The organism is Oceanisphaera profunda (genome assembly GCF_002157895.1).
Taxonomy (GTDB): Bacteria; Pseudomonadota; Gammaproteobacteria; order Enterobacterales; family Aeromonadaceae; genus Oceanimonas; species Oceanimonas profunda.
The window spans coordinates 2420731-2435985 of record NZ_CP021377.1 but is presented as its reverse complement, the minus strand read 5'-3'; the positions used below and the strand labels follow the sequence as shown (position 1 = coordinate 2435985).

General features: G+C 48.8%; 13 protein-coding genes. 6 read left to right on the top strand and 7 right to left on the bottom strand.

Translation table 11 applies throughout. The features are described 5' to 3' along the window. The first annotated feature begins 73 nt into the window (after positions 1 to 73). The 3 genes from CBP31_RS10695 (at position 74) to CBP31_RS10680 (ending at position 2926) form a co-directional block, all read left to right on the top strand. Positions 74 to 733, top strand: coding sequence for a hypothetical protein (locus CBP31_RS10695; RefSeq protein WP_087037153.1), 660 nt, complete (start codon positions 74 to 76; stop codon positions 731 to 733). A 438-nt stretch (positions 734 to 1171) separates the two neighbouring features. Further along, positions 1172 to 2164: an IS110 family RNA-guided transposase gene (locus CBP31_RS10685; RefSeq protein WP_087037151.1), complete on the top strand. Its 993-nt coding sequence runs from the start codon at positions 1172 to 1174 to the stop codon at positions 2162 to 2164. A gap of 228 nt (positions 2165 to 2392) precedes the next feature. After that, positions 2393 to 2926, top strand: a complete 534-nt coding sequence (locus CBP31_RS10680) for a hypothetical protein (protein ID WP_087037149.1) — start codon at positions 2393 to 2395, stop codon at positions 2924 to 2926. 212 nt (positions 2927 to 3138) lie between these two features. Here the strand turns inward: CBP31_RS10680 and deoD are convergent, their stop codons facing one another. From deoD to prfC, 5 genes are all read right to left on the bottom strand, one after another. Then, a complete protein-coding gene (gene deoD, locus CBP31_RS10675) occupies positions 3139 to 3855 on the bottom strand; it encodes a purine-nucleoside phosphorylase (protein WP_087037147.1) in 717 nt (238 codons plus the stop codon). A 236-nt stretch (positions 3856 to 4091) separates the two neighbouring features. Next, complete coding sequence (locus CBP31_RS10670) at positions 4092 to 5339, bottom strand: phosphopentomutase (RefSeq protein ID WP_087037145.1); 1248 nt, start codon at positions 5337 to 5339, stop codon at positions 4092 to 4094. A 390-nt stretch (positions 5340 to 5729) separates the two neighbouring features. Then, positions 5730 to 6524 (bottom strand): deoxyribose-phosphate aldolase, encoded by a 795-nt coding sequence (gene deoC, locus CBP31_RS10665; RefSeq protein ID WP_227875216.1) that lies wholly within the window; start codon positions 6522 to 6524, stop codon positions 5730 to 5732. Positions 6525 to 6697: 173 nt separating this feature from the next. Further along, positions 6698 to 7480 (bottom strand): TatD family hydrolase, encoded by a 783-nt coding sequence (locus CBP31_RS10660; RefSeq protein ID WP_087037140.1) that lies wholly within the window; start codon positions 7478 to 7480, stop codon positions 6698 to 6700. Between the two features lie 281 nt (positions 7481 to 7761). Beyond that, a complete protein-coding gene (gene prfC, locus CBP31_RS10655; RefSeq protein WP_087037136.1) occupies positions 7762 to 9351 on the bottom strand; it encodes a peptide chain release factor 3 in 1590 nt (529 codons plus the stop codon). 220 nt (positions 9352 to 9571) lie between these two features. On the opposite strand from prfC, the gene CBP31_RS10650 reads away from it, so the two are divergent. From CBP31_RS10650 to fabG, 3 genes are all read left to right on the top strand, one after another. Further along, complete coding sequence (locus CBP31_RS10650; RefSeq protein ID WP_087037133.1) at positions 9572 to 10267, top strand: tRNA-uridine aminocarboxypropyltransferase; 696 nt, start codon at positions 9572 to 9574, stop codon at positions 10265 to 10267. 478 nt (positions 10268 to 10745) lie between these two features. After that, on the top strand, positions 10746 to 12059 hold the full coding sequence (locus CBP31_RS10645; protein WP_087037129.1) for a urate hydroxylase PuuD: 1314 nt from the start codon (positions 10746 to 10748) through the stop codon (positions 12057 to 12059). Positions 12060 to 12467: 408 nt separating this feature from the next. After that, positions 12468 to 13220: a 3-oxoacyl-ACP reductase FabG gene (fabG, locus tag CBP31_RS10640; RefSeq protein ID WP_227875000.1), complete on the top strand. Its 753-nt coding sequence runs from the start codon at positions 12468 to 12470 to the stop codon at positions 13218 to 13220. Between the two features lie 91 nt (positions 13221 to 13311). Here fabG and CBP31_RS10635 read toward each other — a convergent pair whose 3' ends face one another. Next, entirely contained in the window at positions 13312 to 13659 is a 348-nt protein-coding gene (locus CBP31_RS10635) for a hypothetical protein (protein ID WP_087037126.1), read from the bottom strand. A 109-nt stretch (positions 13660 to 13768) separates the two neighbouring features. Then, complete coding sequence (locus CBP31_RS10630) at positions 13769 to 15232, bottom strand: PhnE/PtxC family ABC transporter permease (protein ID WP_087038704.1); 1464 nt, start codon at positions 15230 to 15232, stop codon at positions 13769 to 13771. Between the last annotated feature and the right edge of the window lie 23 nt (positions 15233 to 15255).

Sequence of the window (15255 nt, the reverse complement as noted above, 5' to 3'; positions counted from 1 at the left end):
TCCTTACTCACTAAGACCTAGGTTCAGGGTAGCGTATTGCTTTTTGACCAAGCAAGAGACAATATTGCGCCCTATGTGGAAAAGACTGTACCACCCTCATTTCTCTCCTCCTAAACTGCTGCTCTGGCTGCTGGTTTTAGGCCTATTGCTGCTCACCGCTTGGCAAGGGTTACAAGTCGCAAAATTAGGCCACGCATGGCAAACCTTACCCCAGCGCACCTTAGCCAAGCCCTTGGTAGATTATGCCGCACCAGAAGCCATTCGCGCCCTCTTGGCCGAAGACACCGCCATAGCCCAGCGCTTAGTCACAGAGCTGGCGGCGGCCGATCTTATCAGCTCCGCACAACTCTACGGCAACGATGGTCACTTGTTAGCAGAATCAGTGGCAGGAGAAGATGCCCAACTGAAGGAAAAAAACGAGGCAAATACCGATGCTAAAGAGCCTTCAGCTGAAGTTAAGGAGCCTTCAGCTGAAGCTAAAAAACCAGCCCCTATAGTGAATAAAACATCAGCCCTCACTTACGTGCGTCCCTTGTACCAAGAAGATCAACCGTTAGGATTCTTACGCCTGCAACTAGCCAGCAATCCTTTATCCCTCGCCCAACACAGCCTGTGGCGTCAGCTAGAGCATCACTTAAGTTGGTTATTCCCTTTGTGCTTAGTGTTCGGCTTGTTATTAGGCATGGCCATACAGCACTGGCGCCAGCGCCGCGCATTAAGTACCAAAAATTAAGCTCGAAGCCTACTACAGCTTAATTATTGCTACTGCTTATAATTACCTGATTACGTATGAACCTCAGCCATAATGCACCCTGTTTCGGTTTGTTCTTTGTAGCTGCCCAATTTATTCGGCAGGCCAGCTCTGCTGGCTGTTACTGAGGTTTAGATTTAAACCAAAACACCAAACCGTGCCGAATAAATTGGCACCTTGTATGTTTAAGTCAGATGAATTGATAGAGTATTTAACAGTTACTGGGGAAGCCGTTGGCACCTGGAGGCAGTATTTACTGACCTCGTTTGTAGATTGGCTCCCCGCCTCATTGCAAAGCTCGAAGAGTATCAGGAAGCCGATAAGAATCGGACTTCGCATCACAAGGTTGAGATTGCATAAAGTACGAGGTCGAGGAACCAGTGACCATTATCTAACAAACCATTGCTTAAAGGAAAGGCCATGAACGTCTTTGTGGGGATTGATATTGCAGCTAAAACATTTGACCTCGTGATGAGAAGTAATGGTCGGTCATCTAAAGTTGAGCAGTTCAAACAAACACCCCAAGGGCACGCCAAAGCAGTCAAACGACTCCTGGCTAAAACGCCTTCTCTTATCGTGATGGAAGCGACGGGAATTTACTATTTTGACTTGGCCGTCGCCTTGGTAAAAGCAGGATTACCCGTCGCCGTTATTAACCCAAAAAGCTTCCATCACTTTGCTACGCTTAAGCTGACGGGAAGCAAGACCGATGGTATCGACTCGGCCCTGTTGGCTGAGTACGGTGAGCGTATGGAGCCTCGACTCTGGACACCACCAAGCGAGAGCCACCTTGGCCTGCGGGACATCGGTAGGCAGATTAACCGCCTCACTGGTACACGCACCCAAGCGAAGAACCGGTTGCATGCGTTGCAAGCCAAACAGGCAACGATGCCGATGATAATCGAGGATGAGGAGGACGGGATTGATATGCTAAGCCGGCGTATTGACCGTCTGACGCAGGCCGCCCTCGCGTTAATTGCAGAGTCAGAAATACTTTCTCTGCATTTAAAGAGTATGTCTGCTGCGAAGGGCGTAGGAAGGGCAACAGCACTCATTGTGTTGGCTGAATTATGCGTCCTACCTAAGGATTTAAAAGCGCCACAAGTTAGTCGATTTGCAGGGCTTGATGTGCGTCTCACGCAGTCAGGAACAAGTGTTAACCGACCTGCACGGCTCAGTAAAGCAGGTAATGCGTACCTTCGCTCTGCATTATATATGCCAGCGATGTGTGCAGCTCAGCACGACGTCAGGGCCAAAGCATTTTCAGAGGCGTTGGTCTCACGTGGCAAGAAAAAGATACAGGCTCAGTGCGCGATAATGAGAAAATATCTCACTGGCTTGTGGGCCTGTATGAAGACAGAAACGCCGTTTGATTCGACGTTATTGTTCAGTGAACAGCATATAAAATCTTGACGTCCAACAGAGTATCTACAAGGTCAAAATACCAAACTGAGCCTCATATTCTTACCGAATAGGCGGGCACCTCACTGTAACCTATTGAATTAATTGATGCTAAACTCACTGAAACATGACTGACCTTTGTGGGTAATCAGGTATAATTATTAATAAAAAATATCGCTAATAACTCAGCATCAATATAATCATGATCAGCATTAAAAGTGCTATGTGTAAGGAAAAATATTGACAACATTGATTGATGTGCTGGATACAGCAGTAAAAATTGGTCTTGGTGCTGTAATTACTGCATTCGCGACTCATTGGCATAGTAAGCAGAAAGGTAAATCTGAATCTATTCGTGAATATGAGAAAAGGCATAGAACACTGCTAGAGCAAGTTGCAGAGCAAACTGAGCAACTGAATCACGTATATCTAAAATATTGGGCATTGGTTGTTGAGTGGATTAGATTTAATAAAAATGGCAAAGAATGGCCACAAAGCAGAAAAGATGAATTAGAAGAAGTTAAAGCTGAGCTTTTCTCTACTTTTGGCTCGTTAACTAATGCTGAGTCCAAATTATTGCTTGTTGGTGAACACGAGGCTTACAGTAAACTTCGTGAGTTAGGCGAAGCTGTCGTTCAGTTTAGACGTTCGTGTTATGTGGACAAAGAAACTTTAACTGAAGAAGAAATCGAAGAGAAAAAAATTCAAATTAAAAAACTTCGAGAAGATCTCTATAAAATGCTAAGTGAGACATATCAAACAAACTTTGCATAACAAGCACTTCAAGAGAGCGTTTATGTGAACCAGAGCCAGGCTGAGAAAAAAAAGCTACTCTCCGATCACAGACAGTAGGAATTGTCGTAGCCAACCGTGAAATGCCATGGACGGCATTTCCCGAGCGTCGCATGGATGCAGCTTAGCGAGTTGGCGGAGAGAATCCTGCTGCCTGTATGCACAAGCTCATGATTTTCGAACAAGTAATGAAGTTAAACATCCCCCAACAGCACCGACTCCAGTCCCACTTCTATCATATCGTTGAAGGTATTTTGTCGATCCATTGAGCTTAGCGCTTCTTTGCGCAAAATATGATCCGATACCGTACATAAGGTCACGGCGCGGGCGCCGTATTGGGCAGCGACGCCATATAAACCCGCGGCTTCCATCTCTACGCCTAAGATCCCGTATTGTTTCATTAGCTCGAACAGTTCTGGCTGAGGTGAATAAAACAAATCTGCAGAAAATAAATTCCCCACCTTAAACGGTACTTGGCAGGCTTTGGCTGCGGCTACTGCATTACTCACTAGATCAAAGTCTGCTAATGCTGCTAAGTCGTTCCCCATAAAGCGCATGCGGTTCACCTTAGAATCCGTACTGGCGCCTAGACCGATCACCAGATCGCGCAACTGAACATCGTCACGCACTGCGCCGCAGGATCCGACGCGGATCAAAGTCTGCACGCCAAATTCGGTGATCAACTCTTTGGCATAGATAGATACCGAGGGTATGCCCATGCCATGGCCCATTACCGACACCGCACGGCCTTTATAGCGACCTGTAAAACCCAACATATTGCGCACTTCGTTAACCTGTTTAACGTCAGTTAAGAAATTGTCGGCTATGTATTGCGCGCGCAGCGGATCGCCCGGCATTAAAATGGTATCGGCAAAATCGCCCCGCTCGGCATTAATATGAGGAGTCGCCATCGCTCTTTCCTTGTTTCAAAGATAAAAACAACGTCTAGCTAAAGACATATCATATTAGCAACGGAACCCACGGAAACCGCGGAAAAATAGTAATAAAATCTGAAAAATATTCTATTAATAAAAACGTCGGTCATATGGTTAGCTTTTACCATTAATATTTTTAGTCCGTTTCGATCTTATCTCAGCTTAATCTTTCCGTGGGTTCCGTGTTCTTCCGTGGCAAAATATTTTAGTCATTACAAAAACGATGTGCCGTAATCCATGGGGCTGGTGCCAAAGTATTGAGCTAGGCTTTGGCCGATGTCGGCGAAGGTATCGCGCTGGCCTAAAGATCCCGCCGTTAAGCCTGCACCTATACACAATACCGGCACTTGCTCACGGGTGTGCTCGGTGCCGGGCCAACTAGGGTCGCAGCCGTGATCGGCAGTGAGGATTAAGAGATCGTTAGGTTTAAGCGCACTCAATAATTCAGGCAGACGGCGATCAAAGGCTTCAAGCTCGGCTGCGTAACCGGCTATGTCGCGCCTGTGGCCGAAGCTAGAGTCGAAATCCACGAAGTTAGTCATGATCAAGGTGTTATCGCCTGCGCACGCGAGCTCAGCCAACGAAGCATCAAACAAGGCATTCGTGCCGGTGGCTTTCACCTTTTTTGTAATACCCGAGTGGGCATAAATATCGGCAATTTTACCAATCGACACCACTTGGCCTTGGCGCTCTGTCGCCAATTTATCGAGCACTGTGGGTGCCGGCGGCGTAATGCTGTAGTCGCGGCGATTGCCGGTGCGAGCAAAGTCCGTTGGTGTTTGGCCAAGGAAGGGCCGCGCTATCACGCGTGCTATGTTGTAGGGCATTAATAGCTCGCGGGCTACTTCACACACTTCATATAAGCGTTCTAGGCCAAAGTGCTGTTCATGAGCAGCAATCTGAAACACCGAATCGGCGGAGGTATAGCAAATCGGCTGGCCAGTGCGCACATGCTCTTCTCCTAACTGCTCCAAGATGGTGGTACCTGAAGCATGGCAGTTGCCTAATATGCCCGGCAATTTGGCTTGAGCTATGAGATCCGCCACTAGTGAGGACGGAAAGCTATGTTCAGTTTCTAAAAAATAACCCCAATCAAACAATACCGGTACACCTGCTAGCTCCCAGTGGCCAGAGGGCGTGTCTTTGCCTGATGAGATTTCTTGAGCATGGCCATAACTGCCAATAACGGTATCGGGCAAGCTCATCCCTGCAGCCACTTGGCCGGTGCTGGCAAGGTGGGCATGAAACAAGCCTAATTTAGCTAAGTTAGGCAGCATTAGTGGACCTCGGCGGCTATTGCCAGTACTACTTACGTCTCCATTAATAAGATCCGCACGGCCTTCGGCACACGCAAGCGCGATGCTGCCCAATGTGTCGGCACCTTGATCGCCAAACTCGGCTGCATCCGGTGCGCCGCCAATACCAAAAGAGTCGAGTACTAATACCATTGCACGTTTCATAAGGCTTCCTTGTACGAGTTAGGCGCTAGCTCAGTCTTAAGTAAATTGTCTTAATTAGCTCGTCGTAACTGATGTGGAAACATAGGTCAGGCTTACTGCTGCTTCTTAAAAGCCTTACACCAATAATTTTTTGCAACGGAACCCACGAAAGAACACAGAAGAATTAAGCTGAGATAAGAACGAAAAAATCCAAAAAATCTTATTAGGTAAGAGCAAAGTCTAGCAGCCAGGGTAGCTTGGCACGGCTTTGATTAAGATTTTACAAATCAATTTTTCCGATCTTATCTTTATTTTTCCGTGGGTTCCGTGGATTCCGTTGCGAAAGGTCTTTAACTTTAAAGTAAGCCGAAGCTATCTACAGAATCCACCACATAAGTTATGCAACATTACTTAATAGCCTGTCGCCGATGGCACTGTAGGTTGTTCATCCAAGGTATGTAACAGCTGAGTTAACAAACCTGAAGCGCCAAATCTAAAGTGGGTCGGCGTTAGCCAATCTTTTCCCATAATACGGGCGGCTAACTGCAAATACTGCTGAGCATCTTGAGCGGTACGCACGCCCCCTGCGGCTTTAAAGCCGACAGCTTGCTCGCTATCACGAATGGCGAGAAGCATCAGCTCGGCCGCAGCTAAGGTGGCATTCATCGCCACTTTACCGGTGGAGGTTTTAATAAAATCCGCGCCGCCTTTAATGGCCAGTTCACTGGCTTGAGTAATAAGTGCCGCCGTGGCCAGCTCACCACTTTCGATAATGACTTTTAATGACGCTGATTTATTAAACTGCGTTTTATTAAGCACTGGTTTATCCAGGTGTGGCTCAGGGCTCGCCTCAACGCACACCGCCTTGGCGGCTTGCACCATGGCCAGTGCAAAGGCGCTATCACCCGCCATCAGTTGTCGATAAGGCAGTACTAGGTCTATCTCTTGAGCGCCGGCGGTAATAGCGGCGCGAATATCTTGCTCAACTTGATTGATGCTATCTAAGCCATGGGGAAAGTTAACCACAGTAGCGATGGCCACTTGCTCGCTAAGGCCTAGCGTATTTAAGGCAGCTTGTACCGTTTTGATAAATTGCGGGTAAACACACATAGCCGCCACATTGCCAAAGGGCGTGGTCGCTTGTTGGCAGAGAGCCTGAATGCTGTGCTCGGTATCGTCATCATTTAGGCTGGTTAAGTCCATCATGGCCAAGGCTTGCCTTGCGGCGGAAAAAAGCGCTTGGCTCTCTGCTAAAGAAAGCGTTTTCTGGGCGGCTACCAAGGGTAAATTAGGCGGCTTCATATACGACTCCCATTATTTTTATCAGCATACCAGAATGGCCGAAAGGCATGAGCTACCTGCCAGTGCAAAAACGAGCGCTACCAGCCAAATAGGCGATCCACGTTGCGCTCAAGCTGTAGGCTCAAGCTTGCTGCATCAGTTTGGCGCAGTGCAGCTAAGGCGCTCAGTACCAAGGGTAACTGAGTGGGATGATTGGGCTGACCTTGAAAGCCACTCAGCGGCATATCAGGGGCATCGGTTTCTAACACTAGCGCCTCTACTGGCAAGGCAGCGATGGCGAGCCGAGTTTTATTGGCGCGGGAGTAAGTAATAGTGCCACCGACGCCGATATGAATGCCGAGCTGCCAGAAAGCCTCGGCTTGCTGTCTAGAGCCAGAAAAACCGTGCACCACACCGCCGATGGCGGGGTAACGGCGCAGCCATTTTAAAACGCGGTCGTGGGTGCCGTTACTGTGTATTATCACCGGCTTTTGATACTCGATGGCCAGTTTTAGCTGAGTAATAAATGCCGCTTCTTGTAGATCTAACGCCACTGGCAAATGCTTATCCAGCCCAATCTCACCCACCGCGACACAAAGTGCATCCGCTGCAGCGCATTTCAGCGCCAATGCTAACTGATGTGGCCAGTCGCCTGGCGCCTCCTCTAACCACCAAGGATGCAGGCCTAAGGCGTAATAAAGCCCGTTATGGGTCGCACACAACTTAGGTAGCGTCGGCCATTGTGCGGCCTCTATGCCTGGGATCACTAAACGATGCACACCTACCGCCTGTGCCCACTGCCAATGCTCGGCGCGCTCTGTGCCCGAATCAGGGCCAAATGCGGCAAAATCAAAGTGGCAATGGCTGTCGGTGAGCAGCATGTAATCTCCTGATACGAAACTTTATTAACGATTAAAGACTTTTTGCCACGGAATACACGGAAGAACACGGAAAAATAGAGATTAGATCTGAAACATTTAATTGGTAAGGGATAAGCATAATCGTAAACCATAAGCCGTAAGTTAAGTTCTACGAGAAAATCATCCTGCTTCGCAGGACCGCCGAATAAATTGGCGGCTACAAAAACCAAACACATCTCACTTTCAGAAACAAAAACGCCGGCTGGTTGCCGGCGTTTTATATTTAGTCACGCGCGTAAAGCTTAGTGCTCGCGGGTTTTGCTGAACTCAAAATCAGGGTAGCGCTCTTGGGTGAGGTTCAAGTTCACCATGGTCGGGGCAATATAGGTGAGGTTATCGCCGCCGTCTCGTGCCAAGTTTTGTGACATCTTGCGTTCAAACTCGTCGAGCTTCTTCTCATCTTCGCAGTATACCCAGCGCGCGGTAGAAACGTTAATCGCCTCATAAAGCGCATCCACGTTATATTCTGACTTTAAGCGCGATACCACTACATCAAACTGCAACACACCTACCGCACCTACGATAAGGTCGTTGTTATCGATGGGGCGGAATAACTGCACCGCGCCCTCTTCTGATAATTGCACTAAGCCTTTCAGTAGTTGCTTTTGCTTGAGCGGATCACGCAGGCGAATACGACGGAATAATTCCGGTGCAAAGTTAGGAATACCGGAGAACTTAAGATCTTCGCCTTGGGTAAAGGTATCGCCAATTTGAATGGTGCCGTGGTTATGCAGGCCGATAATATCGCCAGCGACGGCTTCTTCAGCACGTTCACGATCGCCGGCCATAAAGGTTACCGCATCAGAAATACTCACGGTTTTACCAAGGCGTACGTGTTTCATCTTCATGCCTTGGTTATAAGTACCAGACACAATGCGCATAAAGGCGATGCGGTCACGGTGGCGCGGATCCATGTTGGCTTGAATTTTAAACACGAAACCGGAAAATTTATCTTCTGAGGCTACTACTTCACGCTCATGAGTGGTGCGCGGCATGGGTGCTGGTGCCCATTTGCTAAAACCGTCCAGCACATGATCCACACCAAAGTTACCCAGTGCAGTACCAAAATAAACAGGCGTTAGCTCACCGGCTAAAAACAAGTCATGATCAAATTCGTTAGAGGCCCCCATCACCAGCTCGAGTTCATCGCGCAGCTCGGCTAATTCTCGGGCTTCCAGAATCGTTTCTAGCTCAGGATTATCTAAGCCTTTAATGACGCGGATCTCTTGAATCGCATGACCCATACCTGGCTGATAAAGGGTGATCTCATCATTTTTTAAGTGATACACGCCTTTAAACCACTTGCCGCTACCAATGGGCCAGGTAATGGGCGCGCACATGATATTGAGCTCGTTTTCAACTTCATCCAACAGCTCCATGGGATCGCGAATATCACGGTCCAGCTTATTGATAAAGGTAACGATGGGCGTGGTACGCAGGCGCGTCACTTCCATTAATTTACGGGTTCTGTCTTCTACGCCTTTACCACCATCAATCACCATTAAGCAAGAATCGACGGCGGTGAGGGTACGGTAGGTATCCTCTGAGAAGTCTTCGTGGCCGGGCGTATCCAACAGATTAATCAGGCAGTCATTGTAAGGAAACTGCATCACTGAAGTGGTAACTGAAATGCCCCGCTCTTTTTCCATCTCCATCCAGTCAGACTTAGCATGCTGGTTTGAGCCACGGCCCTTAACGGTACCGGCCGTTTGAATCGCATGGCCGTGCAACAGCACCTTTTCGGTAATGGTGGTCTTACCCGCATCCGGGTGCGAAATGATGGCAAAGGTGCGGCGCTTGGCGACTTCCTGCAAGAATGACTGTGCTGACATGGTCGGATTTCTTCTACTTTAATGAAGGAGTCAAACGCCATCACAGGCGCCAACTCAAGGAGCGACGAATAAAACGGTGGCTATTGTCTCTGATCTGGGGCAGATCCTCAATCAAGAGTTAAAACTTGCGCCAGTAAAAGTGGCCGGCGGCCTGCTTTACTTCAACCGCCCCCGCCTTGTGGTTATCATAAGTGAAGATTTTATGAGGTGAATTAAAGAAATGTCTCGCACGTATTGTTGTTCTTGTCAGCTACCGCAAGCGGCCTGTTTGTGTGCGTATGTGCGCCCGCAGCCCTGCCCAATGCCGGTGATTATTTACCAACATCCGTTGGAAGCCAAACACGCCAAAAGCACGGTGCCGTTGCTGCGTTTAAGCGTGCCCGATATTCGCGTGGAGGTGGCTGAAACGCTCACCCCGCCGCCCACCTTAGCCGATGGCGATTGGTGGTTGCTCTATCCTGATGCGGCGGCGCTGGATATCGATACCCAGCAACACTCTCTATTAGCAGTTAAGCGCTCAGCAAGTGAGCTAGCTGCAGATAAATTATCAGCAGCTAAGCTATCTACAGGAATGCAAACGGAAACTATGCCATTGACAGCGATGCAAACGAACAACAGGCAGATTGGCGGTTTAATTGTGTTGGATGGGACGTGGCGTAAAACGCGGCTGTTATTACATCTCAACCCTTGGCTTAAGGCTTTACCTACCCTGAGCTTTAGTCAGGCACCGGCCAGTGCCTATGCCATTCGCAAAGGGCCGGGCGGCCAAGCGCTGTCGACCCTAGAAAGTGTCTGTCACGTGTTGCATAAATTGCATCCTGAGTTTTCACCGGCGCCATTATTGGCGTTATTACAGGTAAGAGTCGGGCAATTTCAGGCCCATAAGGGAAGCGCGCCACAAACAGGGGCCAAATAGCACTGAGCCAAGCCACTGATATTGTGTACAATATTTTAAATCGAGGGCAACCCGCAGCAAGTGTTTAGCATTTAAGATACAAATTTTAGAAAATAGCTGCTCATTTGATCACAAAGTCCGTTATGATGTTGCCGCTGAATGTTAGATGATTGTTTTTTTATCTCGTTAGTTGCGTTTTTACTGACTAACAAGACAAAAACGTAAGTCATTGACAAATAATGACTTTACATAGCAATTGGATGCCAATTTTAAATTTGCAACCTTTTTTGTAAAATTTAATGGTTAAATAGCATTGACATTCATCACGTAATTGAAAAAAATCTACACACAAATTGTCAACATTTTGCTTTTGAAATCGTACACAGTTTGCACACACGAAGGCAGCGCATGTGGTCTCAGCCCTCAGCTTTTTAGCTGGGCACCTGTTTCGATGCGCTAGGGTCCTAACTAATAAATTTGAAACAGAGAAGGTAAGACCATGGAAGCGTATCTGCTGGATTTTGGTAACTTATTAATCAGATGGCTGCACGTCATCGCAGCCATCGCATGGCTGGGTGAGTCCATCTATTTCGTTATGTTGGATAACGGCTTGAAGCCGCCTAAAGGCGAAGCTTGTAAGAAAAAAGGCGTATTCGGCGAAATGTGGGCCGTACACGGCGGTGGTTTCTACCACAACCAAAAGTATGCAAGCAGCCCAGAAGATCTGCCAGAAGACCTGCATTGGTCATTCTGGAAGGCCTACACCACTTGGTTGTCTGGCTTTGGTTTGTTCACCATGTTGTACCTGACCAAGCCTAGTTTTTACTTGGTTAACCGCAACAGCCCGTGGGAATGGGCCGCTAACATGACTGGCACCCAGGCAAACATTGCTGCCTTGGCGTTCCTGCTGTTAGGTTGGGTTGTCTATAACGAATTGTGTAAGCGCATTAGCCCTAACATGACTCGTGACGGCATCCTGAGTGTTGCTGTTGGCGTGATGATGGTTGTTGTTGCTTACCTAAGCACGCACATCTTCTCTGGCCGTGCTGCCTTCTTGCTGACCGGTGCCGTAATGGCCACCGCCATGTCTGCTAACGTGTTCTTCTGGATTATCCCAGGCCAGCGCCGCATGGTTAATGCCATGAAAGCCGGTGACAAACCAAACCCAATCGACGGGTTACGTGGCAGACAGCGTTCAGTACACAACACTTACTTCACCCTGCCTGTTGTATTGTTGATGCTGAGCAACCACTACTCGTTCACCTTTAGCCACCCGTTATCTTGGGTGATCATGGTGTTGTTCATCTTTGCCGGTGCTTTGATTCGTCAGTACTTTGTATTGATGCATCGCGGTCAAATTCGCCCAGGCTACCCAATTGCCGGCGTAGCGTTAATTTTGGTTGCAGTATGGGTTGGCGCACCAGCTCCTAAGAAAGCCGTGGAAGCTCCAGCACCTGTGACTCAGAGCAGCGTTGTTGCTCCTGAAGCAGGTACCGACGTTGCTGTAGTAGATGGCGAAGTGGTAGCTGCTGTTGAAGCAGACAACACTGTTGCTGCAAGCGGTGAAGTGACTCTGGCACAAGTTGAAGCCGTGATGAACGACCGTTGCGTGCAGTGCCATGCAGTAAACCCAGATAAAAGCTTTGGCTTTGCGGCTCCGCCGCTGGGCATAGTGCTGGACTCACAGAAAGAAATTCTGTTGCAAGCGGCGCACTTAAAGCAAGTTGTGGCGAATAAGTACATGCCTTTGGGCAACATGACGCACATGACTGACGAAGAGCGTGATCTAGTTGCAGCCTGGAGCGGCAGCTAAGTAGTCCTCGCAATTAAATAGGCCCGCCTCGTGCGGGCCTTTTTATTTTTAGCCTTCCCTATTCCCTTCTCTGCTTCCTTCCCATCTGCCCTGCAATGCTTGTGTGCTAATAGAGGCTAAGGGATGTGTCGCTGCTCGCTAATATGAGTTCGCATCTCGCTGAACACAGTCGTATCACTCGCTTAATCCCACGTCTAACCTCTCTCCTAATCCCAAGCCTAGCCTTTACCGCTTAAGGCAAATAATGCACAGCACAAAAACAACCTACTAATGCTCGGCTAAAAACTCTATATCAACAGCATGATTAAGATTATTTAAGAATATGGTAACAATGCAGCGCAAAAATAGGGTTACAATCGAACCTAGCGCGGTCGTCATAGACCGTCCTTTCATTTCTATTGGATGACAATGATGCCGACTTATTATGATATGCAAGAAAAAGTATGTGTGGTGACCGGTGCCGCTCGCGGCTTAGGCCGCACTATTAGTGAAACCTTGGCCAAAGCTGGCGCTAGCCGGATTTATGCCTGTGACATTAATATGGCCCCTGCTGACAGCTGGATTGGTGATTACCCGAATATCACCGCCATTACCTTGGACGTGTGTAATGCAGAGGCTCTAGCGGTGTTGCGCCAACGCATTACCGATGAGCAAGGTTGTGTGGATGTATTGGTCAATAACGCCGGTATTACTCGCGATGCTCTGTTAGGCAAGATGACAGAACCTCAGTGGGACCAAGTGCTGGAAGTGAATCTTAAAGGGGTGTTCTTGATGACCCAGGCCATGCTGCCCCTGCTTAAAGCGAAAGGCAAAAGCAGCATCGTCAGCATTTCTTCTGTGGTAGGCACAGATGGCAACATCGGCCAAAGTAACTATGCAGCCAGCAAAGGCGGCATTATTGCCATGACTAAAGGCTGGGCCAAAGAGTTGGTACACGGCGGCTTACAAGTGCGTGCTAACTGCATAGCGCCGGGCTTCATTAATACCGAAATGACTCAAGCGGTACCTGAAGCTGTGCTGCAAAAAATGGCGGCGCGCATTCCCCTCGGTGCCTTAGGTGAGCCGCAAGATATCGCTGATGGCGTGTTATTTTTAGCCAGTGATCGGGCACGTTACATTACCGGCCAAGTGCTGAAAATAGACGGCGGCTTGGTGTTGTAAGAGGATACCGACCTCTCTTAGCAAAAAAGCGCAGCAGCCTTTGGCTGCTGCGCTTTTTTTAATTTAGTAACGGTAACTAATCAGTCTGTTATCAAGACCCGCTAGGAAAGTGCGCGCTATATTCGGCTTCACTTTTCTTTAGCAACTGCTGGCCTTCACGGACCATGCTTTTGCCCTCTTTGATGTTGTCTTTACCATCATCAACCAGATCTTGGCCTTTTTTGAGGTCATCTTGACCATCATCGACCTGACGCTCACCTTTGGCCTGCAGCTTTTCACCTTTTTTAACCAGCTTATTGCCGTCGTTCCACATCTTGCCAATGTCTTTGGCGGAAGCACTGTGAGACAGCATTTGATCGCCTTTGGTGGGCGTTCCGGTACAAGCAACCGTTAATAACACAGTAACACTAAGCGCACTTATTTTTAGTATATTATTCATTTTTACCACCTTGGTTCACTGATTTATTAGAGAGAATCCATCTCTTCTAAACTTATATTTATACAGAAAACCAATGAAATAACAAGAAGCAGCGTGATGCAGACCACAATTACCTAGTGGCTTCGCTTAAATGCAAACTGCGCCTTAAGCGCCGCGCCATGGCATCTACGCCTATGTTTAAGCCCGCACAAACCAGCAGTAATACCAAGGCTCGATCGAGGCGAAATTCACTGAACGCCGAGTCGATAAAAAAGCCCAACGTCGGAATTCCCAACATGCCGAGGATGGCCGTTTCGCGCACTATATTCTCAAAGCGATACAGGCTGTACGCCATAAAAGACCGATACAAGCGCGGCAGCACCTCAAAAAAATACAGATTCAATCCGTTAGGTGCATCTTCACGAAAGGTTAAATTATTCAGTTGCTGGCCCAATAAGTGGGCCACGATGGCGCCATTATGTAAGCCCAACGCCGCTATGGCCGGCAGCATGCTCGGGCCTAACAATAGCGTGCCAATAAACGCCAGCAAATACTCGGGCAAGGCGCGCATCAGCACTAAGCTCCAGTGGCTGCCAAGGCGAGTAGCGCCATTACCAAAGCTGCGTGAAATAGTGGGGAACCACAATAGCGCTAACACCGCCATCACGATTAGCGCCAACAAGGCCAATACCAGCGTATTCACCAAGCCCGGCAATATTTGTTGGCTGGCCAGTTCTTGCAGCCAAGGCCACAGCTCAGCCCAGTCGCCACGGCGCAAGGGTGCAGGCACTATGTCTTGGGTAAAAAAGCGTACCGCCAGCGCCCAGTTCAGACTGGCTTGAGGCGGTAACCACCACAAGGCTGCACCCAAATACACCAGCAATAATCGAGGACGCAACCACCACTTTAAGGTAGCAATCACGATTACTAGCGCATAAAAAAAACTGGCGGCTTCTGCGTAATAACCTTGGCGCAGCAAAGACTCTAGGTGATAGCCCAAGGTCGGCAAGCCAATAAAACCCAGCACCGCCGAGCTTCTAATGCCGCACTCCAGCCGATAGCCAAAATAGCTGACCATGGGTCGCCAACACAGCGGCAACTGTAGAAAAAAGAGTCGAGAGCACCAACCTAGCTTGTTTTTCGTGTCTAAATCAGCCCCTAACGCTTGCTCTGGGGCGGGATCGGCTTCTTCAAACAGCTCGCCAAACACCTTAGCAAAGGTGCCCGCATAGGGCAGCGCTATGGCCAACACGCCGGTGAGCGGCGCTATGCCGATCAGCTGAATAAACAGCAAAGCCCAAAATAATTCATGCACAGCACGCAAACCCGCCGCTAAGCGACGAATACCCGCATGCCGATAACCCGCTGCTAATAACAAGCCACCCACAGCCCCCAGCGCCACTCCTTGTATGGCAAAGGCCAAGGTATTGGCCAGTGCCGTGCCCAGTAAACTAAAACTTGGCCAGCTCGGCTGAGCCAGTCCTGCACCCAGGCGTGCCAATTCTTGCCAAGGATCAAAGGCTTGAATGGATAAATCCGCCCACGGCAAGCACAGCAATGCCAGCAGCACAAACAGTAAGCTGGTGTTAAGCATGGCGCGCGTGGGTCCGGTGGCAG

What these genes read in the sequence shown, in the direction of transcription:
- CBP31_RS10695 (WP_087037153.1), top strand. Translation starts at nt 74, where the DNA reads ATGTGGAAAAGACTGTACCACCCTCATTTCTCTCCTCCTAAACTGCTG.
- CBP31_RS10685 (WP_087037151.1), top strand. Translation starts at nt 1,172, where the DNA reads ATGAACGTCTTTGTGGGGATTGATATTGCAGCTAAAACATTTGACCTC.
- deoD (WP_087037147.1), bottom strand. Translation starts at nt 3,855, where the DNA reads ATGGCGACTCCTCATATTAATGCCGAGCGGGGCGATTTTGCCGATACC.
- CBP31_RS10670 (WP_087037145.1), bottom strand. Translation starts at nt 5,339, where the DNA reads ATGAAACGTGCAATGGTATTAGTACTCGACTCTTTTGGTATTGGCGGC.
- deoC (WP_227875216.1), bottom strand. Translation starts at nt 6,524, where the DNA reads ATGATGGACTTAACCAGCCTAAATGATGACGATACCGAGCACAGCATT.
- CBP31_RS10660 (WP_087037140.1), bottom strand. Translation starts at nt 7,480, where the DNA reads ATGCTGCTCACCGACAGCCATTGCCACTTTGATTTTGCCGCATTTGGC.
- prfC (WP_087037136.1), bottom strand. Translation starts at nt 9,351, where the DNA reads ATGTCAGCACAGTCATTCTTGCAGGAAGTCGCCAAGCGCCGCACCTTT.
- CBP31_RS10650 (WP_087037133.1), top strand. Translation starts at nt 9,572, where the DNA reads ATGTCTCGCACGTATTGTTGTTCTTGTCAGCTACCGCAAGCGGCCTGT.
- CBP31_RS10645 (WP_087037129.1), top strand. Translation starts at nt 10,746, where the DNA reads ATGGAAGCGTATCTGCTGGATTTTGGTAACTTATTAATCAGATGGCTG.
- fabG (WP_227875000.1), top strand. Translation starts at nt 12,468, where the DNA reads ATGATGCCGACTTATTATGATATGCAAGAAAAAGTATGTGTGGTGACC.
- CBP31_RS10635 (WP_087037126.1), bottom strand. Translation starts at nt 13,659, where the DNA reads ATGAATAATATACTAAAAATAAGTGCGCTTAGTGTTACTGTGTTATTA.
- CBP31_RS10630 (WP_087038704.1), bottom strand. Translation starts at nt 15,232, where the DNA reads ATGCTTAACACCAGCTTACTGTTTGTGCTGCTGGCATTGCTGTGCTTG.